This window comes from Brevundimonas albigilva, assembly GCF_023503965.1.
In the GTDB taxonomy this organism is placed as follows: domain Bacteria; phylum Pseudomonadota; class Alphaproteobacteria; order Caulobacterales; family Caulobacteraceae; genus Brevundimonas; species Brevundimonas albigilva.
Genome location: NZ_CP097298.1, coordinates 312007 through 337442, shown reverse-complemented (window position 1 = coordinate 337442; position 25436 = coordinate 312007). Strand labels below are relative to the sequence as shown.

Annotated in this window: 21 protein-coding genes and 3 pseudogenes; 9 read left to right on the top strand and 15 right to left on the bottom strand. The window is 70.8% G+C overall.

Features of this window, described 5'->3' with window-relative positions; genetic code table 11:
- Positions 1 to 16: 16 nt before the first annotated feature.
- Positions 17 to 1414 carry a M48 family metalloprotease gene (locus tag MU852_RS01790; RefSeq protein WP_249750768.1) on the bottom strand — a complete coding sequence of 466 codons (1398 nt, stop codon included), beginning with the start codon at positions 1412 to 1414 and terminating at the stop codon, positions 17 to 19.
- A gap of 59 nt (positions 1415 to 1473) precedes the next feature.
- Positions 1474 to 4167: an Rne/Rng family ribonuclease gene (locus MU852_RS01785; protein ID WP_249750767.1), complete on the bottom strand. Its 2694-nt coding sequence runs from the start codon at positions 4165 to 4167 to the stop codon at positions 1474 to 1476.
- Between the two features lie 505 nt (positions 4168 to 4672).
- On the opposite strand from MU852_RS01785, the gene MU852_RS01780 reads away from it, so the two are divergent.
- Complete coding sequence (locus MU852_RS01780; RefSeq protein ID WP_249750766.1) at positions 4673 to 5845, top strand: N-acetylmuramoyl-L-alanine amidase family protein; 1173 nt, start codon at positions 4673 to 4675, stop codon at positions 5843 to 5845.
- Between the two features lie 31 nt (positions 5846 to 5876).
- Here MU852_RS01780 and MU852_RS01775 read toward each other — a convergent pair whose 3' ends face one another.
- The 4 genes from MU852_RS01775 to MU852_RS01760 all read right to left on the bottom strand — a co-directional run bounded on the left by MU852_RS01775 (position 5877) and on the right by MU852_RS01760 (position 9423).
- A complete protein-coding gene (locus MU852_RS01775) occupies positions 5877 to 6254 on the bottom strand; it encodes a C15 family peptidase (protein ID WP_249750765.1) in 378 nt (125 codons plus the stop codon).
- Positions 6255 to 6286: 32 nt separating this feature from the next.
- Positions 6287 to 6469, bottom strand: a complete 183-nt coding sequence (locus MU852_RS01770) for a hypothetical protein (protein WP_249750764.1) — start codon at positions 6467 to 6469, stop codon at positions 6287 to 6289.
- Positions 6470 to 6559: 90 nt separating this feature from the next.
- Complete coding sequence (locus MU852_RS01765) at positions 6560 to 9142, bottom strand: tipN (RefSeq protein ID WP_249750763.1); 2583 nt, start codon at positions 9140 to 9142, stop codon at positions 6560 to 6562.
- Positions 9143 to 9243: 101 nt separating this feature from the next.
- The gene (locus MU852_RS01760) at positions 9244 to 9423 is read right to left on the bottom strand and encodes a hypothetical protein (protein ID WP_249750762.1); all 180 of its coding nucleotides are present in this window, start codon (positions 9421 to 9423) and stop codon (positions 9244 to 9246) included.
- A 161-nt stretch (positions 9424 to 9584) separates the two neighbouring features.
- On the opposite strand from MU852_RS01760, the gene MU852_RS01755 reads away from it, so the two are divergent.
- From MU852_RS01755 to MU852_RS01745, 3 genes are read left to right on the top strand one after another with little or no spacing between them, the layout of a single operon-like run.
- Complete coding sequence (locus MU852_RS01755) at positions 9585 to 9875, top strand: phospholipase D-like domain-containing protein (RefSeq protein WP_249750761.1); 291 nt, start codon at positions 9585 to 9587, stop codon at positions 9873 to 9875.
- On the top strand, positions 9833 to 10402 hold the full coding sequence (locus tag MU852_RS01750) for a hypothetical protein (RefSeq protein ID WP_249750760.1): 570 nt from the start codon (positions 9833 to 9835) through the stop codon (positions 10400 to 10402). The genes MU852_RS01755 and MU852_RS01750 overlap by 43 nt, the downstream gene beginning before the upstream one ends.
- Before the next feature lie 5 nt (positions 10403 to 10407).
- Positions 10408 to 11064: a phospholipase D-like domain-containing protein gene (locus MU852_RS01745; protein ID WP_249750759.1), complete on the top strand. Its 657-nt coding sequence runs from the start codon at positions 10408 to 10410 to the stop codon at positions 11062 to 11064.
- Here the strand turns inward: MU852_RS01745 and MU852_RS01740 are convergent.
- The 6 genes and pseudogenes from MU852_RS01740 to MU852_RS01720 form a co-directional block, all read right to left on the bottom strand.
- Positions 11049 to 11786 (bottom strand): endonuclease/exonuclease/phosphatase family protein, encoded by a 738-nt coding sequence (locus tag MU852_RS01740; RefSeq protein WP_249750758.1) that lies wholly within the window; start codon positions 11784 to 11786, stop codon positions 11049 to 11051. The genes MU852_RS01745 and MU852_RS01740 overlap by 16 nt on opposite strands.
- A 76-nt stretch (positions 11787 to 11862) precedes the next feature.
- Entirely contained in the window at positions 11863 to 12537 is a 675-nt protein-coding gene (locus MU852_RS01735) for a TPM domain-containing protein (RefSeq protein WP_347342324.1), read from the bottom strand.
- Positions 12537 to 12767, bottom strand: a complete 231-nt coding sequence (locus MU852_RS17170; protein WP_283843733.1) for a hypothetical protein — start codon at positions 12765 to 12767, stop codon at positions 12537 to 12539. The genes MU852_RS01735 and MU852_RS17170 overlap by 1 nt, the downstream gene beginning before the upstream one ends.
- Positions 12764 to 13375 carry a TPM domain-containing protein gene (locus tag MU852_RS01730; RefSeq protein WP_283843732.1) on the bottom strand — a complete coding sequence of 204 codons (612 nt, stop codon included), beginning with the start codon at positions 13373 to 13375 and terminating at the stop codon, positions 12764 to 12766. Before MU852_RS01730 ends, MU852_RS17170 begins: the two co-directional genes overlap by 4 nt.
- A gap of 31 nt (positions 13376 to 13406) precedes the next feature.
- Positions 13407 to 14093 carry a LemA family protein gene (locus tag MU852_RS01725; protein WP_249750756.1) on the bottom strand — a complete coding sequence of 229 codons (687 nt, stop codon included), beginning with the start codon at positions 14091 to 14093 and terminating at the stop codon, positions 13407 to 13409.
- 60 nt (positions 14094 to 14153) lie between these two features.
- Positions 14154 to 15076, bottom strand: a pseudogene (locus MU852_RS01720) (bifunctional methylenetetrahydrofolate dehydrogenase/methenyltetrahydrofolate cyclohydrolase).
- Between the two features lie 78 nt (positions 15077 to 15154).
- Between MU852_RS01720 and MU852_RS01715 the strand changes: the two are divergent.
- A complete protein-coding gene (locus tag MU852_RS01715; protein ID WP_249750755.1) occupies positions 15155 to 16975 on the top strand; it encodes a PPC domain-containing protein in 1821 nt (606 codons plus the stop codon).
- Between the two features lie 55 nt (positions 16976 to 17030).
- On the top strand, positions 17031 to 18062 hold the full coding sequence (fni, locus tag MU852_RS01710; protein ID WP_249750754.1) for a type 2 isopentenyl-diphosphate Delta-isomerase: 1032 nt from the start codon (positions 17031 to 17033) through the stop codon (positions 18060 to 18062).
- On the opposite strand, the pseudogene hutH reads toward fni, so the two are convergent.
- The 3 genes and pseudogenes from hutH to hutG form a co-directional block, all read right to left on the bottom strand.
- A pseudogene (gene hutH, locus MU852_RS01705) lies at positions 18063 to 19591 on the bottom strand (histidine ammonia-lyase).
- Positions 19588 to 21247, bottom strand: a pseudogene (hutU, locus tag MU852_RS01700) (urocanate hydratase). The pseudogenes hutH and hutU overlap by 4 nt, the downstream one beginning before the upstream one ends.
- A complete protein-coding gene (hutG, locus tag MU852_RS01695) occupies positions 21244 to 22065 on the bottom strand; it encodes an N-formylglutamate deformylase (protein WP_249750753.1) in 822 nt (273 codons plus the stop codon). Before hutG ends, hutU begins: the two are co-directional and overlap by 4 nt.
- Before the next feature lie 88 nt (positions 22066 to 22153).
- Here hutG and MU852_RS01690 point away from each other — a divergent pair, with 88 nt between their 5' ends.
- Genes MU852_RS01690 through hutI form a run of 3 tightly spaced genes read left to right on the top strand, consistent with a single transcriptional unit; the run spans position 22154 to position 25427 of the window.
- The gene (locus MU852_RS01690) at positions 22154 to 23512 is read left to right on the top strand and encodes a formimidoylglutamate deiminase (RefSeq protein WP_249751829.1); all 1359 of its coding nucleotides are present in this window, start codon (positions 22154 to 22156) and stop codon (positions 23510 to 23512) included.
- Positions 23509 to 24219 carry a histidine utilization transcriptional repressor HutC gene (gene hutC / locus MU852_RS01685; protein WP_249750752.1) on the top strand — a complete coding sequence of 237 codons (711 nt, stop codon included), beginning with the start codon at positions 23509 to 23511 and terminating at the stop codon, positions 24217 to 24219. The genes MU852_RS01690 and hutC overlap by 4 nt, the downstream gene beginning before the upstream one ends.
- Entirely contained in the window at positions 24216 to 25427 is a 1212-nt protein-coding gene (hutI, locus tag MU852_RS01680) for an imidazolonepropionase (protein ID WP_249750751.1), read from the top strand. Before hutC ends, hutI begins: the two co-directional genes overlap by 4 nt.
- Positions 25428 to 25436: the final 9 nt, after the last annotated feature.

Sequence of the window (25436 nt, the reverse complement as noted above, 5' to 3'; positions counted from 1 at the left end):
TTGAGCGGGGGAAAAGTCAGTTCAGCGTCGGGCGGCGCGCCGCGTCGCGGCGGTCGAGATCCTGCAGGTCCTCGGGCGTGGCGCCGGAGGCCAACACGATGTCCACCGCGCGGCGCCATTCGATCGAACCGGGGTCCAGCATGGAACGGGCGCGCAGGGCGAACTGCGTGGCCTGATCCTCCTGGCCCGCCGCGAAATAGTATTCGGCCGAGGCCAGTCGCGCCTCGCCCTCCTTGCCCTCCGAGGCATAGGCCTGGGACAGCAGCCGCCAGGCCATGGTGTTGTCGTTCTCGGCCACGGTGGCGTATTTCAGGTTCGAGACAGCCTCGTCCAGGTTGGCCTTGTCGTTCGTCTCGATCAGGGCGTGGGCCAGGTTGATGCGCAGCAGCGGCGCCTGCGGCATCAGGCGCACGGCCTCGCGATGGGCGACCACGGCCTCCACCGGACGCCCTTCCTCGAACAGGATCTGGCCCTTCAGTTCCGCGAAATAGGGATTGGTCGGGTCGCCGGCGATCAGGGCGTCCACCGCCGTCAGGGCCTGCTCGGTCTGACCGCCGCGGTACCAGGCGATGGCGCGGGCGTAACGGCCGGGCAGGGAGGTGTCGCTGGACGGATAGGACCGCAGGGTGGTCGCGGGCGGATCCATGAAGGCGTGGATCTTGGCCAGGATCAGCGCGTGCTGCGCCATCCGCTCGGGCGTGTCGCGCACGCCGTAGTGGGGCTGTTCCTGAACGTAGCGGCGGATCGATTCGATCCGCTGCGACGACAGCGGGTGGCTGCGGAAATAGGGGTAGCGTCGATCGTCGGAGAAGACTTCCTGCGCGCGGAAATTCTCGAAGAAGTCGACCAGGCCCTTGCCCGAAAGACCCGCGCCTTCCAGCGCCCTGGCGCCGGTCAGGTCGGCTTCGCCCTCCTGGCTCTGCATATAGTGCAACGCCCCCAGCGTGCCGAAATAGCCGCTGGATCCGATCAGCATGGCGCCGGCGTCCGGGGCGCCGGCGGCGATGGCCAGGGCGCCCAGCGCCATCGACATGATCATCGGCTGGCGACCCGCGTTCTGGGCGCCGTCGCGCAGGGTGTGTCGGTTCTTGATGTGTCCCGCCTCGTGCGCCATCACCCCCAACAGCTCGCCGGGGTTCTTGGTGCGCAGGATCAGGCCGGTGTTGACGCCCATGATCCGGCCGCGCGTGGCGAAGGCGTTCAGATCGCCGTCGTTGACCAGCAGGACCTCGACGTCGCTGGGATTCAGGCCCATCGAGACGAAGACCGGATCGGCCCATTCGCGGATGATGCCCTCGACCTCGGTGTCGCGGATCAGGCTCTGGGCGGCGGCCTGGCCGGCGACGAGGAGGGCGCACAGACCCGCCGCCGTCGCCGCCAGAAGGCGGGATGCAGATCGGGGAAGCCAACGCATGGCTCTACTCCAATAGCGACCGGCCCCCGCCTGCATCCTGACAGTCTAATCGTGACCGATCAGCGGCGCCACCACCCCCGCTTGGGCTTTTCGGGCGGTGCGACGATCTGGTTCGGGTCTTCGGCGATGATGGCCTCGACATCGATCTCGGGCTTGGGCGCCTCGAACGGCTCGGCCAGGACGGCCGGCTCGGGAGCGGGCGCGGGCTCGGGTTCCGGCGCAGCCGCGGCCTGGGCCGCGGTCTGGGCGGCGTGAGCCTCCTCCGGCGTCACGTCCAGAGCCGCCGGTTCGCCGTCAACCGTCGCCTCGTTGGGCTCGATGGCCGTGTCGGGATGCGGTTCGATGTGCGGTTCGCCGACGCTCTCCTCGATCGTCTCGACACGGGCGGTCTTGCGGCGCACGCGGCGGCGCTGGGGCTCGGGCGCGAGAGCGGGCGCTTCGGTCTCGGCCGCCGGACCCGTCGGGGTCGTCACGGCCATCGGCGTCTGGGGAGAGCCGTCAGGCGGCATGCCCTCGTTGGTGGCGCGGTTCTCGACCTTGATCTCGTGACCCAGGTCCTGCGCCTGATCCTGGCCGCGCCCCCGGCCGCGACGGCGACGGCGACGGCGACCGCCCTCGTCGCCCGCGCCTTCGGACACCGCTTCGACCAGGCTTTCCGCACGGTCGTCGGCCGGAATGACGCGTTCCGTCTTCTCGGCGCGCGGTTCGGGCCGGCCCGGGTTCAGCGGGTCGAACCAGACGTAGGGGTCTTCCAGCGACGGCGTGCGGCCGCGCACCCAGGTATAGACATCGCGTTCGCCGTCCTCGCGGACCCGGCGACCGCCGCGACGACCGCGACGGCGGCGACGGCCGTTCTCGTCCTCATCGTCCGAGGCGTCGTCGACGGAGACGACCGCATCCTCGGCCTCGTCGCGACGTCCGCCCCGGCGGCGGCGGCGGTTGCGACCCCGGCCGCCGTCGTGACGCTCGGCGCGTTCGCGGGGTTCGTCGTCGTCGCTGTCCTCGCGGTCCAGCGCGTCCTCGTCTTCCTCGTCGTCCTCGTCGTCGATGACCTCGTCTTCGTCGCTGTCCTCGTCCTCGTCCTCGAAGGCGGAAGCGTCGAAATCATCGTCCAGGTTGGGCAGTTCGATCTCGGGCGCGACGAAGTCCTCGTTGGTCTCGGTCCGCTCGATGTTGTGCTCGCCCTGGGCCAGGCTGTCGTCGATCTGGACGATGACGTTCAGGCCGCGGCGTTCCAGCAGCGACTGCAGATAGTCGCGCTTGTGGTTCAGGATATACAGGCCCACGGCGGTGCAGACCTTCAGCACCACGACCCCCGCGCCGTTCTTGCCGGCTTCGATATCCACCGCGCGCAACGTCATCAGGGCGGCGGATTCGGCCGAACGGATGCGGCCGGTGCCCTGGCAGTGCGGGCAGGCCTCGGTCGCGCCCTCGATCACGCCCAGGCGGCGACGCTGCCGGCTGATCTCCATCAGGCCGAAGGGCGAGATGCGGCCCATCTGGATGCGGGCGCGGTCGGCGGCCAGGGCGTCCTTCAGCACCTTTTCGACGGCGCGGTTGTTCTTGCCCTCGTCCATGTCGATGAAGTCGATCACGACCAGGCCGGCCAGGTCGCGCAGGCGCAGCTGGCGGGCGGCCTCGACCGCCGCTTCCATGTTGGTCTTGAACGCCGTCTGCTCGACGTTGCGTTCCTTGGTCGCGCGGCCCGAGTTGACGTCGATGGCCACCAGGGCCTCGGTCTGGTTGATCACCAGATAGCCGCCCGACTTCAGCGGAACGACCGGCTGGTGGATCTGGGTCAGCAGCTCCTCGATGCCGTTGGCCGCGAACAGCGGACGCGACCCGCGATACAGGTGAACCTTCTTGGCCTGGGCCGGCATCAGCACGCGCATGAAGTCGCGCGCTTCCTTGAAGCCCTCGACGCCCTCGACCTGGATGCCGTCGAAATCCTTGTCGAACATGTCGCGCACGGCGCGCCGGACCAGGTTCTCTTCCTCGTAGATCATCGCCGGGGCGTGGGAGGCCAGGGTGGTCTCGCGGATCGTCTCCCACAGGCGCAGCAGATATTTGTAGTCGCGCTTGATTTCGGCCTTGGTCCGCTTGGCGCCGGCCGTGCGGATGATCAGGCCCATGCCCTTGGGCACGTCCAGCGAGGCCACGGCGCTCTTCAGGCGGCGGCGGTCGGAGGTGTTGGTGATCTTGCGGCTGATGCCGCCGCCCTTGCCCGTATTGGGCATCAGCACGCAGTAGCGGCCGGCCAGCGACAGCCAGGTGGTCAGGGCCGCGCCCTTGGCCCCGCGCTCGTCCTTGACGACCTGCACCAGCAGAATCTGGCGGCGCTTGATGACGTCCTGGATCTTGTAGCGGCGCATCAGGCGACGCTTCAGGCGCTCTTCCTCGGCCAGGGCGGCTTCGGGATCGACCTCGTCGTCGGTCGATTCGCGGCCCAGGTCGTCCTCGTCCTCGTCGTCGTGCGCCTCAGCCATGATGGCTTCGCGGTCGGCGACCGGGATCTGGTAGTAGTCCGGGTGAATTTCGTTGAAGGCCAGGAAGCCGTGACGGTTGCCGCCGTATTCGACGAAGGCGGCCTGCAGGCTGGGCTCTACGCGGGTGACCTTGGCGAGGTAGATGTTGCCCCGCAGCTGGCGCCGGGCGCGGGATTCGAAGTCGAATTCCTCAACCTGGCGTCCGTCCACGATGGCGACGCGGGTTTCTTCCGCGTGCGCCGCATCGATCAGCATTGTCTTTGACATGGAAAGTCTCTCTCTGGCGCGCACGGGCCCGGCCTGCCGAAATCTCGGTCAGGGTCGCGGGGGCTCGCCGAATCGGGGTGAGGGCCGGCGCGCGCGACATCCCGCCGCCAAAGGCGACGCTGGCTTGTTCAAGCCGGTTGGGATCGCAGGCGAAAAGGCCCATGGAAGTCTTCGGTCCTGAACCGGGCGCGCCATGACCGCAAATGCGGAAGGCCGCGACCCTGGTCCGTTCTTCAAGCCGCCTGGCGATGCCGGCCGGCTCTCGGATTGGTGAAAGTCGAACGCCGCGAGGAGGGCGCGCCGGTCGTCGCCAGGGGGCGAAGCGGCGCGATCGGTTCGCGAGCGGACCAAAGCATAGTCATCGCGGGCGGAAATTAAAAGCGGTCGCGCTTTAACCCCTCGCACACGCGCCGGCGCCATGATGGGGCGAAGGTGATGGATAACCGTCGGAATGTACGGGCGTATGGTTTTCAGTCTTGGCCGGTGGCGCGCGCGGGAGTGGGGGATGACCCTGCTGGCGTTCGTCGTCGTGTGCGCGGTCGTGCTCGCGGCCTCGCGCGGCTTCGCCTGGGGCGCGGCCGGCGACGTGCTGGGCCTGAGATTCGGCGCGGACGGCGACCGGACCCGCGTCGTCATCGACCTGGACCGGACCGCCAGCGGCCGGGTGATCGAGGACGGCTCGACCGGGCGGCTGATCCTGGCGCTGAGCGGCGTCGCCGCAGGCCAGGGCGTGCAAGGCGACGGATCGGGGCTGGTGCGCGCCTATCGCGTGGCCGCGTCGGGCGGCGCCTCGCGCATCGAGCTGGATCTCAGCCGGGGCAGCGCCATCGAGCGGCGCTTCCTGCTGCCGCCCGGCGACGGCGTCGGCCATTATCGCTATGTGGTCGATCTCAAGGCGACGGGCGCGGCGGCCTCGGCCGCGGCCCGGTCGATCCCGCGCCCGGCGCCGCCGCGCCGCGCGGAGAAGCCGCTGGTGGTGATCGACGCCGGCCACGGCGGTCGCGATCCCGGCGCCAGCGGCGCCCAAATCCAGGAAAAGGCCGTGACCTTGGCGGCCGCGCGTCAGCTGAAGGCCGAACTGGAGCGCACCGGGCGCTACCGGGTGCGCCTGACCCGCGACGACGACGCCTATGTCGACCTGTACCGCCGCGTGTCCATCGCGCGCCAGGCGGACGCGGACCTGTTCATCTCGCTGCACGCCGACGCCGGCGCCGATCCGGCGCTGCGCGGGGCTAGCGTCTATACATTGTCGGAGCAGGGGGCGGGCCGCGCGGTGCGCGAGTTCACGCGCGGCGACAACTGGCATCGCGATCTGCACCTGCCGGGCCGCGACCCCTCGGTGGATCGCATCCTGCTGGACATGACCCAGCGCGCCACCCAGAACCGTTCGGCCCAGTTCGCGCGGGTGCTGCTGACCCATCTGGAGGCGGCGGAGCATCCGCTGCTGCGGCGCAGCCATCGCGACGCCGGGCTGGCGGTGCTTCTGGCGCCGGACGTTCCGGCCGTGCTTCTGGAGATGGGGTTCATCACCAATCCCGAGGACGAACGGGCGCTGACCGATGAACGCGCGCGCCGGCGCCTGATGCGCGCCGTGGCGCAGGGCATCGACCGCTATTTCCAGCAGCCGGCCGCGCCCGTGCTGCAGGCGTCCAACGCCAGCGCCTCGGGCAGTCCGTAGAGCCGCAGCCAGGCGAACGCCGATGCGCCCGTCAGGCGGGGCGCGACAGCGGCGTCAGGCGCCGCGCCATCGCCGAGGCCGCCGCCTTCACCCCCTTGCTGATGGCGGCCTCGTCCGCCGGAACGGGGGTCCGCAGCAGGCCGATCGCGGGCGCGTCGGGATTGTCCGGAAGTTCCGACAGCAATCGGTAGAGCAGATAGGAACCGACGTCGTCCTCCGCCTCGGACGAGGCGTCGGCCTGCAACCCGGCGGCCTGGAGCGCGCGCACCATGTCGGCAACCGGCGCGGTGGAGCGCGCAATGCTGGGGCCGGTGCCGACGAACCGCTTTCCGCCGCCGGGGATGCGGACTTCCGCGCGCATCTGAACCCGGAAACCCGGCGCGCGGGCCGAGCGTCCGACCAGCAGCATGGCCTGGCACCCTCCCTCTCGCAGCCGCTCGGTCAAGGCGTTGGCCAGGGCATGGGGGCATGCTCTCCGGCGGGCACGGCCACCGTCCGCGCGCCGGGCGGGTCCCACAGACGGCCGGACAGGTCTTCGACGAAATCCCAGACGGGATCGTCGGCGTCATAGGCGCAGATCACGATGCCGGGGCGACGATCTCGCCCGGTGGGGTCTTCGACCATGACGGAGGCGTCTCCTATCGTGACAGGAAAATGACGGTGAGATGAAGGGGGCAAGTCGTCAGCGGCGTCAAGCGCTTGCGCTCGTGCGGCTCAGCCAAGATCGCCCACCGCCGCGTCCAGCAGCATGAAGGCGCGCCCGGCGTCCGACGACAGGCGGCTCTGCACGCCGTCGACGTCGCCCCCGCGCGCGCCCTCGGCCAGAAGGCGGCCGAAGCCGCGGACATAGCGTTCGGCCTCGGCGCGCAGCTCGGCGTCGCTCAGCACCCGGCGCGAGACGCTGCGGACAGCGGCGGGCGCCACGCGGCGCACGATCTGGCGCGCCGCGCCCGGGTCGCCGGCCGCGACGGCGCGGGCGGCTTCCTCGACCCGCGTGCGCGGCAGCAGCGCGTTCGGGTCCACGCCCATGCGACGGATGGCGTCGGCCAGGCGGCCGGGCAGTTCGGCGTCCGCCGCGTCGACGGGCTGGTCAAGCTCCAGCGGCTGCGCGTCGGCGTCCGAGCGGACCAGATCGGCCCAGTCCAGACCATCCGAACGCGGCGGCGGGACGGGCTCGGCCGCTTCCAGGCGAAGCCTTCCCCGCAGGCCGAAGCCGCGTTCCTCGGCCGGCTTAGGCTCCTTGGCCGGGGCCGGGGCGGGAGAGGGGGCGGGCGCGCGGACCGCGGGCTTGGCCGGTTCGGGTTCGGCGACGATCTCGCGCCGGCGCGCCGGGGTCTCGCCCGACACCACGCCCATCAGGCGCACCGCCTCGGTCAGCATGTCGTAGTTGCGCCGGACGCGATCCTGGAAACCGGCGTCCAGCGCCTCAGTGTCTTCGGCGGCCTTGCGAGAGGCGGCCGTCAGGGCGGCCAGGCCCTCCTCGACGCTGGCGCGCACGGCCTCGACGCGCGCGCGGGCCAGGTCGGGCATCTGCGCCGCGCGGGCGTCGATCTCGGCGACCGCCTCGTCCACCTGGCCCAGGGCGGCGGTGAGGCGCTCCACCAGCGTCTCCAGCCGGTCCGCCACCCGGTCGCCGGCCTGATCCACCAGCCCCGCGCTCTCGCCCACGACGCGGCGCGCATCCTCTATTCGGGCGTCCACGCTCAGGTCGGTCTTGTGGGCGGCCTGGAAGAGGGTCTCGGCCAGCCGGTCGATGCGGATCTGCGCCTGTTCGGCGGCGTCGTTGGCGAAGCCGCGCGATTCCTCCGCGGTCGCCTTGAGCGCTTCCAGCGAGCGTCGCGTCTCTTCCAGCAGCGTGTCGCGCGCCTCGGCCGCCAAGGCCTCGAACCGATCCAGCGACAGCTTGGTGGCCGAATCGAAGTTGTCCGCCTCGCGCTGGGACATGTCGATCAGGGCGCGGAACTGGTCGCCGGAGGCTTCCAGCAATTCGCGCAGCGCCTCCAGCGAGGACTGTGCGGTCTGGTCCAGTTCGCCGGCCGCCGTGCGGGTCGCCGACAGGTGTTCGATCAACTGCGCCCGCTGGCTTTCCACCTGGGCGGAAAAGTCCTCCTGGTCGGTGCGCAGGGCGTAGGCCGTGGTGACCAGGGCCGCGCGCTGCTGGCCCAGGCCTTCCTCGACCGACCGGATCTGTTCGGATACGCCCGAACCGGCGTTCTCCAGGCGAATGGTCTGACGCGCTAAGTCCTCGGAGGCGACGCGGGCGGCGTCCTGGGCCTCGCCGGCGGCGGCGGCCAGGTCGGCGGCGCGGGCGGCCAGGGCGGCCTCGGCCTCGCGCAGCTGGGTCTGGGCCAGGTCGGAGGCGTCCGCGACCATACGGGATTGCCGCTCCACCGCGTCCACCACGCCGCTGGCCTGGTTGTCCAGTTGGACGCCGAGCGTCTGCATCTGGTCGCGCTCGCGCCCCAACTGCTCGGCCAGACGACGGGCCGTGCGGCCGGCGGTTTCGGCGGCCTCGTTCAGGCGCAGCGTTTCCTGCGAGAGGGCTTCGCGCAGCAACGCCATGTCATTGCGGGCCCGTTCGGCGGCCAGGGCCGCCTGGTCGATATCGGACCGCAGCGACTGCAGCACGTCGCCGGTCTGTTGCGCGGCCAGGGCCGTCGGCGCCACCAGGGCCTCCGCCAACTCTCTCGCGCGCCGCGTTTCGGCCGCCAGTCCCGATCCCTGCCGCACCGCGTGGGCCAGCATGAGGGCCAGGCCCGCCGGCGCCAGGGCGATCAGGGCGTAGATCGCCAGCCGCAGGGGGTCCGGGCCGGCGCCGTTGACGCCGAACTCGTAGGCGGCCCAGGACGCGACGCCGCCGATCCACAGCACCGACGCCACCGCCGCCAGGACATAGGCGCGGCGACCGGGAGCGGGAACGCCGTGGGCCTGAACGGTGCGGACGGTCGGCGCGGTCGTGCGTTCGAAAGGCGAGAGCGGCGCGCCGGCGGCGACCGCCAGCTCGGCTGCGGCTGGCTCCGGCGTCGCCTCGTGCGCCGTCCGTTCGGCCTCGGCGCGCTGTTGCGCCTGCCTTTGTTCTTCCAGAAGCCGCCGCCGCCGCCGTTCCGACATCGGCCGCTCGGGTTCCGGCGACGAGAGGGGCGCGACCGGCTGGACGTCGGGCGTGTCTTCCTCGGCCGCGGGGGACGGGTCGTCCGCCAGGAATCCGGTCGCGTCCGCAGGCTCGCCGACGACTTCGGCCGGGGCCGCGTCCTCGTCGTTCGTCAGTTTAAGCGGCGGCCGATTGCGGGACTTCATCAGGCGTCGATCTCGATCCATACGCGGCGCTCTGACGGCGCCGGCCCGACCCTAACGACTCAATCCGCGCCGTCCAAGCGCTTCGGCGCGGCGCGGGTCGCTCAGCAGTCCTGGTCGGTCTCGCTGAACACGGCGGCCGGCGCGTCGGCGCGACAGTCGGTCGTCCGGTGAACCTCGCGATCGGCGGCGCGCGGCGCATGGGTGTCCACGCCGAACTGCGTCAGCACGGCGGCGGCCAGGAGCGCGATCAGGCCGGCGATCAGTTCGACCAGCGCTTGCATCCCTGCTCCCTTCTAATGACCGACGGCCTGTGGCGTTTATGCGCCGATCCGGCGAACGTCACAATCCCAGCGCCGAAAGATTGACCGGGCGTGGCCCCCATGAAACGGAGAGCAGCGCAAGGCCCCGAGACGGTGTCACGCGATCGGGCAGGCAGGGCTGAATGACCCAGGACGGCCAGAGCTATGAGGGCAGTCTGCTAGAGCCCGGCCCCGGGCTCTGGCGCAGCGCGACCGCGTCCCGCTTCTCGATCCTGATGGAGAACGAGGCCTATTTCGACGCCCTGGCCTCGGCCATCCACAAGGCCGAGCGGTCGATCGTGATCCTGGGCTGGCAGTTCGATCCCCGCACCCACCTGGATCCCGAGACGAGGCCGGGCGACAAGACGGCGGAAATCGCCACCAGCTGCGGATGCTGGTCAAGAAGAAGCCCGATCTGGACGTGCGCCTGCTGATCTGGAAGTCGCCGCTGCTGATCGCGGCGTCGCAGGGCTTCTATCCCCACCGCGCCCAGCGCTGGTTCCGCAAGCGGATGGTGGAGTTCCGCATGGATTCCCCGGGTCCGATCGGCGCCTGCCATCACCAGAAGGTCATCGTCATCGACGACAAGGTGGCGTTCGCGGGCGGGGGCGACATCTCCACCGATCGATGGGATTCCGACGAGCATCTGGACGGCGACCCGCGCCGGGCCCTGCCCAACGGCGTGATCTGCAAGGCGCGTCACGAGGTGATGGCGGTGATGTCGGGACCGGCCGCCCGCGTGCTGGGCGACCTGGCGCGCGAACGCTGGTTCCGCGCGACATGGGAGCGGACCATCCCCGACGCGGTGGAGGGCGATCCCTGGCCCGACGGCGTGCCGGTGCAGATGACCGACGTGCCCGTCGGCGTCGCCCGCACCGAGAGCCGAAATGGGCCGGTCGGCATGAGGTCCGCGAGAACGAGGCCCTGCATCTGGAGGCCATCCGACGCGCGCGCCGCCTGATCTACATGGAGAACCAGTATTTCACCTCGCCGGTCATCGCCGCCGCCCTGGCGGACCGACTGGCCGAGGTGGACGGACCGGAAGTGGTGGTCGTCTCCACGGGCAAGAGCCCCAGTTGGTTCGACAGCATGACCATGGACACCGCGCGGGCCGAGGTGCTGTTCAGGCTGGAGCAGGCCGACACCTACAACCGCTTCTTTTCGTTCGCCCCGCTGACGGCGCACGGCGAGCGGATCATCGTCCACGCCAAGGTCACCATCGTGGACGACCGCCTTCTGAGGATCGGCTCCACAAATCTGAACAACCGCTCGATGGGCCTGGACACCGAGTGCGACATCGCCGCCGAGCCGGTCGATGCGGCGGGCCGCGCGGTGATCGCCGCCCATCGGCATCGCACCATCGGCCATTGGCTGGGGGGCACGGCCGACGAATTCGCCGCGGTGGAGGCGGTGCTGGACTCGACCGGCGCCGCGATCTGCAGCTTCGAGAGCCAGCGGCTCAAACCGCTGGGGGCGGAGGCGCCCACGCGCATCCAGCGGCTGTTCGCCGAATGGCAGTTCGGCGACCCGACCTCCACCTCGGACGCCTGGCGGCCGTGGAAGCGGCTGGCCCGGTCCCGCCGCACCCGGCCGGCGTCGGAAGGCGGTCAGTCGGCGGGCTGACGGATCTCGAAGTCGATCACCAGCGGCAGGTGATCCGAGGCGACGCGCGCCAAGGGCGAAAAGGCTGACCGGACCGACTTGATCCGGATGTCCGGGCTGACGAAGCAGTGGTCGATGCGGATCGCCGGAAATCCGGACGGGAAGGTCTTGACCGACGGCTTCAGGTTCAGCTGCCGCTGGCAGTCCTGCAGGCTACGGGCCAGGATCTGATAGGGGCGGGTGATGGAGGTGGCGTTGAAGTCGCCCGCCAACAGGGTCGGACCTTGGCACGCGCCCAGCCAGCCCGAGCCCGCGAGGGCCGCCGCCTGAAGCCTCTGCTCGCGCGGAACCAGCCCCAGGTGGGTATTGAGGACGTTGATCGTGCCCCCGCCGACGTCGATCTGCGACCAGATCGCGCCCCGCGGCTCCAGGCCCGGTATGCCGGCGACGGTGGGCAGCGCCGCCGCCCGCACCAGCCGTTCGGGATGGGGCGTCAGGATGGCGTCGCCGTAAAGTTCCGCCTCGACCCGCATGGCCGGATGGAAGCGCGACGTCATGGCCAGCTTGTCGGCGATGGTCTGGGCCTGGTCGACATGGCCGGTGCGCAGGCGGCCCACGTCCAGTTCCTGAAGGCACACGATGTCCGGCTCGTGCTCGCCGATCACGGCGACGATGCGGTCGACGTCCAGCCGCTTGTCCGTGCCGACGCAGCGATGGACGTTGTAGGTCAGAAGGCGAGGCATGGGCGGGTCGAGACGAGTCCGGAGCAGGGTGTCGGGCTGGGCCTTTTCGCGCGCGAATGCGACCCCGGTGCGACGCTCAGAGGATCACCAGATGGTCGGGAAGTTCGTTGGGATTGTCGGTGCGCGGCGGGAAATGCCGGGCCAGGACCTGGCCGCACTGGCCGATGGCGATCTCGAAGCCCTGGGCGGGCCGTCCGGCCTTCATCTCTGTGGTCAGGGCGGCGACGGCGTCGCCCCACACGCCCTGGTCCACCTGGGCGTGGATGCCCTCATCGGCGATCAGTTCGACCTGATGATCGTCCAGGGCGGCGAAGATCAGCACGCCGGTCCGTTCGCGTGTGACATGGACGCCGTGGGCCAGGAACTGCTGCAGGGCGGCGCGCCGGACGCGGGCCCGACGCAGGCCGCCCGGCGTCATCCAGCGGCGCACGGTCGGGATCAGGCTGAGCAGCAGAACCCCGGCGAAGACGGCGGCCTGGACCGCCACATAGCCCCCCAGCGCCCGGCCGACGGTCAGGCCGGACTCGTGCGCCGCCTCCCAGCCGCCCCCGAACGGCCAGACGCCTTCGAAGCCGAAGGGGATCAAAAGGGCGGGCAGGATCAGCGCCGCCGCCGCCGACCAGGCCAGGGCCACGTCGCCGTAAGACGAGACGCGCCGCGAAACGACGCAGAAGATTTCGCCAGAGGTGGCCGCTTCCGCCGCGGCGATGGCCTGGGCGATCCGGCTCTGGTCGTCCTGGGTTATCCGCATCACCATCCTCCCGAGGCGCCGCCGCCGCCGAAAGAGCCGCCGCCGCCGCCGAAGCCGCCCCCGCCAAATCCGCCGCCGCCTCCGAAACCGCCGCCGCCCCGGCCGCCGCGTCCCGACTGGCTGAGAATGTCGGCCAGGGCCCACAGCACGACCGGCCCGACGCCGTTCTTGCGATGGCGCCGTCCGCGCGCCGAGGCGGCGGTGGCGATCAGCATGAACAGGAAGATCACGCCGAAGACGACCAGGCCGCCGATGGCCGAGGCCTTCTCGCCCCGGCTGGCGCGTCCTGGGCGACCGCCTGGGCTCGCGCCTGGGCCTCGGCGGGGTCGAGCGACATCTGCTCGACCAGGGCGTCCACGCCCTTGACGATCCCGCCCTCGAAGTCGCCGTCGCGGAACGACGGCAGGATGTCGTTCTGGATCACCAGCGACGAGAAGGCGTCGGTCAAAATGGGCTCAAGGCCGTAGCCGACCTCGACCCGGACCTTCCGCTCGTTCGGCGCGACGATCAGCAGGGCGCCGTTGTCGTTTTCCTTCTGGCCGATGCCCCAGGCGCGGCCCAGCTGATATCCGTAATCCTCGATCTCCTGTCCCTGAAGGCTGTTCAGGGTCACCACGACCAACTGGTCGCTGCTGGACGCTTCGAGCGCCGCCAGCTTTTCGGTCAGGGCCTGTTCGGTCTGGGGGCTGAGCAGGTTCGCCTGGTCCACGACCCGGCCGGTCAGGGCGGGGAAATCGAGCTTCGCCTGGGCCGCGGCCGACGTCGCGGCCAGCAGCAGGACGGCCAGTCCCAGCAGTAGGGCGGCCAGGCCGGCAAGCGGCCGGCCTGGGACCCTCAAGGCGTTCGCCGAGAATGCGCGCGTCAACGGTTTACTGGGCCGGAGGCGTGGCGCCGGGCGTCACCGGGGCCGCGTTTCCGCCCGGCGCGGCCGAGGCGTTGGACGGCGACGCCCCCAAGTTGAAGTTCACCTGCGGCGCGCTCTGCGCCTCCGCCGTGGCGGTGAACAGCTGCATTGGCTGCGAACCGGCGTGCAGGGTCTTGGCCCAGATCACGTTCGGGAAGGTCCGCAAGGTCGTATTGTAGGTGCGCACCGCTTCATTGTAGTCGCGCCGCGCGATGGCGATGCGGTTCTCGGTGCCCTCCAGCTGCGACTGCAGCGTCAGGAAGTTCTGGTTGGCCTGGAGCTGGGGATAGGCCTCGACCGTGACCAGCAGGCGCGACAGGGCGCCGCTGAGTTCGCCCTGGGCCTGTTGGTACTGTTGGAAGGCCTGGGGGTTGTCCAGGTCGTCGGCCGAGATGTTGACCGAGGTGGCGCGGGCGCGGGCGTTGATCACGTCCGTCAGGGTGGTGCGCTCCTGAACGGCCGCGCCCTGGACGGTGGCGACCAGGTTCGGCACCAGGTCGGCGCGGCGCTGATACTGGCTCTGGACGTCAGCCCAGGCGGCCTCGGCGCGCTCCTGCTCGGTCGGAATGGTGTTGTAGCCGCAGCCGGCGACCGCCGGCGTGATCATCAGCGCGGTCGTCAGAGCCAGCGCGCGGGCGTTGATGCGGACCATGTTCTCTCCCTGTCGGCGACTGCGCCGTCAGGTCGACTATCGGCGCGAAGCCGCAACGCTTCAAGCGTCCAACGGCTCCGGCGTCACGCCGATCGAACGACACGCGGCGGAATAGGTGTTGGCCAGCAGGCAGGCGATGGTCATGGGCCCGACCCCGCCCGGCACGGGGGTGATGCGGCCGGCGACCTGGACAGCCTCCTGGAAGGCGACGTCGCCGACCACGCGGGTCTGCCCGCCGCCGCCTTTTCCGGGTCCAGCGAGGGCACGCGGTTGATGCCCACGTCGATCACGGTCGCGCCCGGCTTTATCCAGTCGCCGCGCACCATCTCCGGGCGGCCGACGGCGGCCACCAGGATGTCGGCGGCGCGACACACGGCGGGCAGGTCGCGCGTGCGCGAGTGGGCGATGGTGACGGTGCAGCTTTCGCCCAGCAAAAGCTGCGCCATCGGCTTGCCGACGATGTTGGAGCGGCCGATGATGACGGCGTTCAGGCCCGACAGGTCGCCCAGCTGGTCCTTCAGCAGCATCAGGCAGCCCAGCGGCGTGCACGGGACCAGGCCGGGCAGGCCGACCGCCAGCCGCCCGGCGTTGACCACGTGGAAGCCGTCCACGTCCTTGTCCGGGTCGATGGCGTCCAGAACGACCGAGGCGTCGATGTGCGTCGGCAGGGGCAGTTGCACCAGAACGCCGTGGATGCCGGCGTCGGCGTTCAGCTCGGCGATCAACGCCAGCAGGTCGGCCTGGGAGGTCGTCGCGTCCAGCCGATGGGTGTCGGACCGCAGGCCTGCGCGCACCGTGGTCTCGCCCTTGTTTCGGACATAGAGCTGGCTGGCGGGGTCTTCGCCGACGATCACGACGGCCAGACCCGGCTTGACGCCGTGGGCCGCCTCCAGACGCGCCGAGGCGGCGGCCACCCGTTCCACCAGGCCGGTGGAGAAGGCCTTTCCGTCGATCAGGGTCGCGCGCGAGGGCTGGGCCGACATGGGCGGGCTCCGGGCTGAGAAATGAGGATGGCGCGATTTACAGCCGTCATGGTTCGGCGTCTATGATCGCGGTCCATAATGGGAGACCTCAATGACGCGTTCGTCGATCGCCGCCTGCAGCGCCCTGGCCCTGCTGTGGACCGCCGGGCCGGTGCTGGCGCAGGACGCCCGTCCGTTGCAATCGGCGCCAGCATCGACGGCGCCCTGACCGCCGACGACGCCTCCGCTCCTGAAGACGCCTATCGGTTCGAGGACTATCGGTTCCAGGCGCGCGCCGGACAGCGGCTGGAGGCCATGCTGCGCGCCGCCGATTTCGACGCCTATCTGGAGGTTCGCGCCGATGGCGAGGACGAACCCCTGGCGCAGGACGACGACGGACTGGGCGAAGGCACGGACGCCCGGCTGCGGTTCACCCCCGAGGCCGACGGGACCTTCATCCTGCGGGCGCGCACGCTGTCGGGCCTCGACGGCGGCGACTACAGCCTGTCGCTGCGGGAACGTCCGCGCCCGCCGCGCGCGCCGCGCCCGACCGCCATCCGGCTGGGCCAGACCCTGAACGGAAGCCTGGGCGACCGCGACCCGGAACTGGAGGACGGCGGGCGGTACGACGCCTTCGTCTTTCGCGCCTCCGCCGGGGAGCGGCTGGTGGCGACGCTGGAGTCCGACGCCTTCGACCCGGTGCTGCGCGTCGGGCGCATGAACGGCCCGGACTTCGAGGAGTTGGCGCAGAACGACGATGCGCCGGGCGGAGGCCTGAACTCGCGTCTGGTGTTCGTCGCCCCCAGCGCCGGCGACTACGTCATCTACGCGACCTCCCTGAGCGAGGGCGAAGGCGCCTATGTCGTCGGCCTGGAGGCCGCGCCGCCGCCCCCGCCGTCCAAGCCGGTGGCCATCGGGGATGAGATCGAGGGCGCGTTGGGCGACGACAGCGGCCGGACCGACGATGGCCAGCGCGCCGATCTCTATCGTTTCAGCGGGTCCGCCGGTCAGCGCATCGCGGTGGAGATGTCGTCGGGCGACTTCGACACCTACCTGGCGCTGCGCCGGCTGTCGGACAACAGCATCCTGGTCGAGGACGACGACGGGCTGGGGCAGGGCACCGACTCGCGCCTGGCGCACACGCTGGACGCCGATGGCGATTATCTGATCGAGGCGCGCGGCTTCAGCGAAGAGGCGGAGGGCGATTACGACCTCAAGCTGATGGAGGTGCCGCCGCCGCCCGCTCCGACCGCCATGGGCTTGGGCCAGACGCTTGAAGGCGAGATCGCCGACGACGACCCCCAGGGCGACGGCGGCAGGCGCTACGACGCCTATGTCGTCAGCGGCCAGGAAGGACAGCGCGTTCAGGCCATCCTGCGCTCCGGGGACTTCGACGCCCTGCTGGAGATCGGCAAGGCGGGCGATGAGTTCGCCGCCCTGGCCCAGGATGACGACGGCCTGGGCGAGGGGACGGATTCCCGCCTGACCTTCTCGCTGCCGGAGGCCGGGGACTATGTGATCCGCGCCCAACCGCTGGCGGCCGATGGTCGCGGGCTCTATTCGCTGGAGCTCGTCGACCTGGGGCCGGCGCCGAAGCCGGGCAGTTTGCTGGTCGGGACGACGGTGCGGGGAACGCTGGGCGAAACCGATGCGATCGACGACGACGGCGTCTATTTCGACGCCTATCGCTTCCAGGCCAAGAAGGACGAAAAACTGCGTCTGACCCTGGTCTCGAACGCCTTCGACGCCTTCATCGACCTGGGCGAGGCGAGGACGGCGACGCGTTCGAAAGCCTGGCCACCGACGACGACGGCCTGTCTGACACCCACGCGCGGTTGGACTGGACCGCGCCGGAAGACGGCTGGTACGTGGTGCACGCGCGCGCCTACGGCCCCAACCAGACCGGCGCCTACGCCCTGACGGTCGAGCGCCAGCCCGCCGCACGGGAGCCATGATCCCGGCCTAACCGCCCAGGATGACCGAGGCTTCGCCGATCAGCCGAAAGGACCAGCACCTGGACGTGGTGCTGGACGGTCGCGGCCGTCACGCGCGTGACGCCGGCTTTGACGCGGTTCGCTTCGTGCACGAGGCGTTGCCGGACCTGGATCACGACAAGATCGATCTGGGCGCCGACTTCCTGGGACGGCGCCTGAAGGCGCCGCTGCTGATCTCGGCGATGACGGGCGGTCCGGCGCGAGCCGAGGCCATCAACCGTCGCCTGGCCGAGGCGGCCCAGCATCTGGGCCTGGCCCTGGCGGTCGGCTCGCAGCGCGCGGCCATCGAAAACGACGCCGCGAGCGGCCTGGACCAGACCTTGCGCGACCGGGCGCCCGATATCCCCCTGCTGGCCAACATCGGCGCGGCGCAGCTGACCCGCGGCTTCGGTCTGGACGAAGCCCGTCGGGCTGTCGAGATGATCGGCGCCGACGCCCTGGTCGTCCATCTCAATCCCCTGCAGGAGGCCTGTCAGCCAGAGGGCGACCGCGACTGGTGGGGCGTCGGGGCCGCATTGGAGGCCCTGATCCCGCGGCTCGGCGCCCCGATCGTCGTCAAGGAGACGGGCGCGGGGCTGTCGGGACGCACGGCGCGGCGTCTGGTCGACATGGGCGTCGCGGCGGTGGATGTGGCCGGAGCCGGCGGCTCGAACTGGGGCCTGATCGAAGGCGAGCGCGCGGTCGATCCCGGCGACAAGGCCCACGCCGCCGTCTTCGCCGACTGGGGCATCAGGACCGCCCACGCCCTCGTCGACGTCCGCCGCGCCTGTCCCGAGGCCGTCGTGGTCGGGTCGGGCGGCGTGCGTCACGGGCTGGACGCCGCCCGGGCGATCCGCCTGGGCGCCGACCTGGCGGGACAGGCCGCGGGCGTGCTTCAGGCCGCGACGATTTCCACCGAGGCGGTGATCGACCACTTCCAGATCGTGGTCCGCCAACTGCGGACCGTCTGCTTCTGCACCAACTCCGCCAACCTCGCCGCGCTCAGACGCGCGCCGCTTCAGCCCTTCGACTGACTAGGACGAGGGCAGCAGCCCCTCGGCGAACCGGCGATAGGCGCCCTGGCGCACGCCGTCGGTCGCGCGGGCGATGTCGGGCGCGAAATAGTGGTCAGAGGCGTACGGCGCCGCGGCCTGACGCACGATGGCGAAGACCGCCTCCAACTGCGGCGAGGTCTGCATCGGGCGATGAAACTCGATGCCCTGGGCCGCGGCCAGCAGTTCGATGCCCACCACGGCGGCCGCGTTCTCGGCCATGTCCAGAAGGCGTCGCGCGCCGTGGGTGGCCATGGAGACGTGGTCTTCCTGGTTGGCGCTGGTCGGCACGGTGTCGACGCTGCACGGATGGGAAACCATGCGGTTTTCCGTCACCAGGGCGGCCGCCGTCACCTGGGCGATCATGAAGCCCGAGTTCAGGCCGCTTTCCCTGACCAGGAAGGCCGGCAGCTCGCTCATCTTCGGATCGACCAGGATCGCGGTGCGGCGTTCGGAGATGTTGCCGATCTCGCACAGGGCCATGGCGATCTGATCGGCCGCGAAAGCAACGGGTTCGGCGTGGAAGTTGCCGCCGGAGATGACTTCGCCGTCGTCGATGAACACCAGCGGATTGTCGGTCACGGCGTTGGCTTCGCGCGCCAGCATGGCGGCGGCGCTGCTCAGCACGTCCAGCACCGCGCCCATCACCTGGGGCTGGCAGCGCAGGGAGTAGGGGTCCTGGACCTTGGCGCAGTCGTCGCGGTGACTGTCGCGGATGGCCGAGCCGCTCATCAGGTCGCGCAGGCGCCGGCGACGGCGATCTGTCCGGGCTGGCCGCGCAAGGCGTGGATGCGGGGATCGAACGGCGCGTCGGAGCCCTTCAGCGCATCCACCGACAACGCGCCGGCGGCGATGGCGGCGGCGAACACGTCTTCGGCCGCGAACAGCCCGGCCAGCGCCAGCGCCGTCGAACATTGAGTGCCGTTCAGCAGCGCTAGGCCTTCCTTGGGCCCCAAGGTCAGGGGCTTGCGGCCGACGCGAGCCAGCGCCGCCTCGGCGTCGAGAATCCGCCCCTGCGCGCGCGCCTCTCCGACGCCGATCAGGACGCTGGACATATGGGCCAGCGGCGCCAGGTCGCCCGAGGCGCCCACGGATCCCTTGGACGGAATGCAGGGCAACACATCGGCGTTCACCAGCGCGATCAGCGTCTCCAGCGTCTCGCGGCGGACGCCGGACGCGCCCTTGGACAGGCTGGCGATCTTCAGCACCATCAAGAGGCGCGTCACGGCGTCGGGCAGCAGGGCGCCGACGCCGCAGGCGTGGCTGAGCACCAGGTTCTTCTGAAGGGTTTCAAGATCTTCCGGCGCGATGCTGGTGTTGGCCAGCAGGCCAAAGCCGGTGTTGACGCCATAGACGGTGCGGCCCTCGGCGACGATGGCGGCGACGGTCGCGGCGCCCTTGTCGACGTCGGCCCAGGCGTCGGGCGCGATCTCGACCGTCACCGGGCCGTCCAGCACGGTGCGAAGCTGAGCCAGGGTAAGCGGCGTCTGGCCGATGGCGATGCGGATCATTTCAGGCTCGGCAGATTGAGGTGATGGTCGCGGGCGGCGGCCTTGGCGATGTCGTAGCCGGCGTCGGCGTGACGCATGACGCCGGTGGCGGGGTCGTTCCAGAGGACGCGCTCCAGGCGGGCGGCGGCCTCAGGCGTGCCGTCGGCGACGATGACCACGCCGGAGTGCTGGCTATAGCCCATGCCGACCCCGCCGCCGTGGTGCAGCGACACCCAGGACGCGCCCGAGGCCGTGTTCAGGAGGGCGTTCAGCAGCGGCCAGTCGGACACGGCGTCGGAGCCGTCCGCCATCGCCTCGGTCTCGCGGTTCGGGCTGGCGACCGAGCCCGAGTCCAGGTGATCGCGGCCGATGACGATGGGGCCGGACAGTTCGCCGGACGCCACCATGTCGTTGAACATCAGGCCCGCGCGGTGCCGGTCGCCCAATCCGATCCAACAGATACGCGCCGGAAGTCCCTGAAAAGCGATGCGTTCGCCCGCCATATCCAGCCAACGGTGCAGGCCGGCGTTGTCGGGAAACAGCCGCTTCATCGCCGCGTCGGTCTTTGAGATGTCCTCAGGATCGCCGGTCAGGGCGGCCCAGCGGAAAGGGCCGATCCCGCGGCAGAACAGCGGGCGGATATAGGCGGGGACGAAGCCGGGGAAGTCGAAGGCGTCCTCTACGCCCTGATCGAAGGCGACCTGGCGGATGTTGTTGCCGTAGTCGGTGGTCGGCACGCCCCGGGCGTGGAAGTCCAGCATGGCCTGGACGTGAACCGCCATCGACGCGCGCGCGGCGGCCTCGACGGCGGCGGGATCGGAGGCGCGTGCGTCCTCCCACTCCGCAACGGTCCAGCCCGACGGCAGGTAGCCGTTGACCGGGTCGTGCGCGCTGGTCTGGTCGGTGACCAGGTCGGGGCGGACGCCGCGGCGCACCATCTCCGGCAGCAGGTCCGCAGCGTTGCCCAACAGGCCGATGGAGGTCGGTTTGCCCGCCTTCAGCGACTGGTGCAGCAGGGCCAGCGCCTCGTCCAGCGTCTCGGCCATGACGTCCAGATAGCGGGTGCGAAGGCGGAATTCGATGCGGCTGCGCTGGCATTCGATGGCGATGCACGACGCGCCCGCCATGGTCGCGGCCAGGGGCTGGGCGCCGCCCATGCCGCCCAGGCCCGCCGTCAGGATCCACTTGCCCGACCAGTCCCCGCCGTGATGCTGGCGGCCCGCCTCCATGAAGGTCTCGTAGGTGCCCTGAACGATCCCTGCGTGCCGATGTAGATCCACGAGCCGGCGGTCATCTGGCCGTACATGGCCAGGCCCTTCCTATCCAGTTCGTTGAAATGCTCCCACGTCGCCCACTTGGGCACCAGGTTGGAGTTGGCGATCAGCACGCGGGGCGCATCGGCATGGGTGCGGAAGACGCCGACCGGCTTGCCCGACTGGACCAGCAGGGTCTCGTCCTCGCCCAGGCCCTTCAGCGTCTCGACGATGCGGTCGAAGGCGGCCCAGTCGCGCGCCGCCTTGCCAATCCCCCATAGACGACCAGGTCCTGCGGCCGCTCGGCCACCTCGGGGTCAAGGTTGTTCATCAGCATCCGCATCGCGGCTTCCGCGGCCCAGGTCTTGGCGGTCTTCTCCGGCCCGCGCGGGCTGCGGACGGTTCGGGCGTTCGGCGTGTTCATCGGCGGCTTTCCGCGAAATCGAGACAAGCGGTCAGGACCCGGCGCAGGTGGCCCCGCATCGGTTCGGCGTATTGAGGGTCGTAGGGGCTGGGCCAGTTGTCGGGCGTCACCGGCGCGGCCGGGTCGATCATGTAGCCGCGATCCGACAGCTCCATCTGGATGGCGTGAACGCCCGCCTCGGGTCGGCCGTAATGGCGGGTTGTCCAGCCGCCCTTGAAGCGGCCGTTGACGATCACGCTCTGCCCGCTGACCGCGCAGGCGGCCTCGACCGCCTGCGTCAGTTCCGGCGCGCAGGTCGTCCCGCCATTGTCGCCGATGTTGAACTGAGGCAACTCCCCGTCGAACAGGCGCGGCACGACCGAGCGGATCGAATGGGCGTCGTAGAGGACGACCGGCCCCTGGCCGCGCAGGCGGTCGACCTGCGCCTGCAGGGCGACGTGATAGGGATCGAACCAGGTCGCGCGACGCTCGGCGATCTCGGCGTCGCCGGGCGCCTGGCCGTCGCGATACAGCGGTTCGCCGTCGAAGGTCTCGGTCGGACACAGGCCGGTCGTCGTCATGCCCGGATAGAGAGACACGCCCAACGGGTCGCGGTTCACGTCGATGACGCTGCGGGAGATCCCGGTCCGCACCAGGGTCGCGCCCATGTCGACGGCGAAGTCGTAGAGCCGGTGCACCCACCAGTCGGCGTCCTTCCTGGCCAGCCAGGGCGAGGTCAGGCGCGCCTCGATGGCGGGCGGGACGTCCGTGCCGGTGTGCGGCAGGCCGATCACCAGCGGCGCCGTCCCCTCGCGTATCGTCAGCCAATCGGGGGTCATGCCGCCTCCCTCGCCAAATCGCTGCATCGTGGTATGTCTAGACATATTGATCGCAACCGAGCGGGACTGTCCAGTGACGCCGAACGCCATGACCGTGGATCGCACCCTGTGGTTCGAGACGGCGCTGCTGCCGGACGGCTGGGCCGATGGGGTGCGGATCGCGCTGTCGGACGGCCGGATCGCGGGGGTCGAGACCGGGGCGGCGCGAAGCGGCCAGGCGGGCGGGGCGGTGGCCCTGCCGGGCATGGCCAATGTGCACAGTCACGCTTTCCAGCGGGCCATGGCGGGCCTGACCGAGGCGCGCGGGCCGACAGATGACGACTTCTGGACCTGGCGCGAGCTGATGTACCGATTCCTCGACCGGGGCGGGCCGGACGAGATCGAGGCCATCACCGCCCTGGCCTTCATGGAGATGCTGGAGGGCGGTTTCACCCGCGTGGCGGAGTTCCACTATCTGCACAACGACCCGGCGGGCGGCCTCTATGCGGATCGGGCCGAAATCGCCGGGCGCATCGTGGCGGCGGCCGGCGAAACGGGGATCGCCCTGACCCTGCTGCCGGTCTTCTACGCCCACGCCGGGTTCGGCGGGCAGGCGCCCAGCCACGGCCAGAGGCGGTTCATCAACGACCTGGACGGCTTTTCGACCCTGGTCGATCGGTGCCGCGACCTGACGGCGGGCATGGAGGGGGCCGGGGTGGGCGTGGCGCCGCACAGCCTGCGGGCCGTGACGCCGGACGAACTGGCCGCCCTGCCGGCGCTGGCGGGCGACGGGCCCATCCACATTCATGTCGCGGAACAGACCAGGGAGGTCGAGGATTGCCTGGCGTGGTCGGGCGCGCGGCCAGTCGAATGGCTGCTGGCCAATGCGCCGGTGGATGCCCGCTGGTGCCTGATCCACGCCACCCACGTGACCGAGGCCGAATGGCGCGGCGTCATCGACCGTCGGGCCGTGACCGGCCTGTGTCCCGTCACCGAGGCCAATCTGGGCGACGGGATCTTTCCCGCCGCGGCCTATTCCCGGGCGGGGGGGCTGTTCGGCGTGGGCACGGATTCCAATGTGCAGATCGGCGTGGCCGAGGAACTGCGGATGCTGGAATACAGCCAGCGGTTTGGCCTGCGCGGGCGCGCGGTGATGGCCGGGCCGACGCGCTCGACCGGCCGCGCCCTGTTCGAGCACGCTCTGGCGGCGGGGGCTCAGGCCTGCGGGGCCGAGGCGGGGTTGAGCGTCGGCGCGACCGCGGACATCGTGACGCTGGACGCCGGCCGATCGGTCTTCTCGAGCCGGAGGGGCGACGCTTTGCTGGACAGCTGGATCTTCGGCGCGCCGTCCGGTTCGGTCGCGTCGGTGTGGCGCGCGGGCAGGCAGGTGGTGAAGGACGGCCGCCACGTCGCGCGCGAGAGGGTCGAGGCCCGCTATCGCCGGGCGCTGGCGACGGTGCTGGGATGAGCGGGCCGCTGCACCGGCGCATCTACGCCGACCTGGAGCGGCGCATCCTGTCGGGCGACTGGGCGCCGGGCCAGCGCATCCCCTTCGAGCACGAACTGACGGCCGCTTACGGCTGTTCCCGCATGACGGTGAACAAGGCCATTTCCGAGCTGGCGGGCCGGGGGCTGGTGACGCGGCGGCGTCGTGCGGGCACGTTCGTCGCCCAGCCCAAGGCCCATGCGGCGGTGCTGGCGATCCCCGATCTCAGGGCCGAGGTGGTCGAGCGCGGTCAGGCCTATGGCTATCGCCTGCTGGAGCGACGCGAGCGCGACGCGGCCACGGAGGAGGAGAGCGATCTGGCCCGCGACGGACGTCTGCTGGATCTGGCCTGCCTGCACAGCGCCGACGGCGCGCCGCTGGCCCTGGAACGGCGGTTGATCGCTCTGTCCGCGGCGCCGGAGGCCGACAGGGTCGATTTCGGCGTGACGCCGCCGGGGTCCTGGCTGCTGGACCAGGCGCCTTGGACCGAGGCCGAGAACCGCATCGCCGCGGTGGAGGCCGAGAGCGCGGAGGCCCGCCTGCTTGGGCTGAAAACCGGCGCGGCCTGCCTGCGGGTCGAGCGACGCACCTGGCGCGACGGACAGGGGGTGACCCGGGTGTGGCAGACCTTTCCCGGAGACCGCTACGATCTGATCGCCCGTTTCTCGTCTCGAGGAGACCGCCGATGAAGGCCGACCGTCTGCTGATCGATTGCCACGTCGCGACGATGATTGAAGGCGGCGCGCCCTATGGGGCCGTCGAGGACGCGGCGGTGGTCGTGGCGGACGGGCGGATCGCCTGGGCCGGGCCGCGCGCGGACATGCCGACGGTCGCGGCGGACGAGGTGGAGCGGCTGGACGGCCGGTGGGTCACCCCCGGTCTGATCGACTGCCACACCCACCTGGTCTTCGGCGGGGATCGGTCCGGCGAGTTCGAGCAGCGGCTACAGGGCGCGAGCTACGAGGAGATCGCCCGCGCCGGCGGCGGCATCGTCTCTTCCGTCAAGGCCACGCGAGCGGCCTCGGAGGACCAGCTGTTCGCCTCCGCCATGCGGCGGCTGGAAGGGCTGAAGGACACCGGCGTCACCACGGTGGAGATCAAGTCCGGCTATGGCCTGGATCGCGACAGCGAACTGAAGATGCTGCGCGTCGCCCGCCGCATCGGGCGCGAGGGCGGGGTGAGGGTGCGAACCGCCTACCTGGGCCTGCACGCCGTCCCGCCCGAGCATCGGGCGGACCGCGCCGCCTATGTGGACAAGGCTGTGGATGGCATCCTGCCGGCCGCCCATGCGGAGGGGCTGGTCGACATGGTGGACGCCTATTGCGAACCCATCGCCTTTTCGGGGGAGGAGGTCGCGCGCCTGTTCGACAAGGCGCGCGCCCTGGGCCTGCCGGTCAAGCTGCACGCCGATCAGTTATCGGACGGCGGGGGAGCGGCGCTGGCCGCCCGCTACCAGGCTCTGTCCGCCGATCACATCGAGCACACGACCGAGGCGGGGGTGAAGGCGATGGCCGAGGCGGGCGTGGTCGCCGTCCTGCTGCCCGGCGCCTATCTGATGCTGCGCGAGACCCAGACGCCGCCGGTGGATCTGCTCCGGCGTCATGGGGTGCGGATGGCGGTGGCGACCGACTGCAATCCCGGAACCTCGCCCCTCGCCTCCATGACGGCGGCGATGAACCTGGCCTGCGTGCAGTTCCGCCTGACGCCGGAAGAGGCCTTGGCGGGCGCGACCCGGAACGCGGCCCGGGCCTTGGGGCTGAAGGATGTCGGCGTCATCGCGCCAGGCATGGCGGCCGACCTGGCCGCCTGGGACGTGGCCCGGCCGGCCGAGCTGGCCTACTGGCTGGGCAAGCCGATGCTGCATCGTCGCTGGATCGCAGGCGCGCCGGCCAGCTAGGGAAATAGT